The sequence below is a fragment of the Streptomyces sp. M2CJ-2 genome (genome assembly GCF_016757295.1).
Classification (GTDB): Bacteria; Actinomycetota; Actinomycetes; order Streptomycetales; family Streptomycetaceae; genus Streptomyces.
Map to the genome: position 1 here is coordinate 1 of NZ_JAESIF010000307.1, position 381 is coordinate 381.

The 381-nt window shown below is 65.9% G+C and carries 1 protein-coding gene; it reads left to right on the forward strand.

The features are described from left to right. Positions 1-80 precede the first annotated feature (80 nt). Positions 81-350 (forward strand): transposase, encoded by a 270-nt coding sequence (locus JL475_RS41850; RefSeq protein ID WP_368860263.1) that lies wholly within the window; start codon positions 81-83, stop codon positions 348-350. Positions 351-381: the final 31 nt, after the last annotated feature.

Below are 381 nucleotides of genomic sequence, written 5' to 3' on the forward strand. Positions count from 1 at the left end.
TTCTACCAGCTCGGCCGCCCTCGCCGGATGCGGGCATCGGAACCGAGATCACGACCCCGAACAGGCCCTAGTGGCCCGAGATCTCGGCGTTCATCGCGACCGGCCACAGCAACACCACCAGCGAGGGCGTCAACCGGATGATCAAGCTGTGCGCGCGGAATACGCACGGCTTCCGGAACCCGGCCAACCAGCGGCTACGCACACGCTGCGTCACCACCCGCCGAGCCCGAGGACACCTCGCACCGCTCAACTTCGTTGACCCTGATTTTCGGGTTGGTCATGCTGGGGGGAGTCGTCTGTGGAGAGTGCGTCACCGTCGTACCAGGGGCACCGGTACCCGGTGGAGGTGATCGCGCACGCGGTCTGGCTGTACTTCCGCTT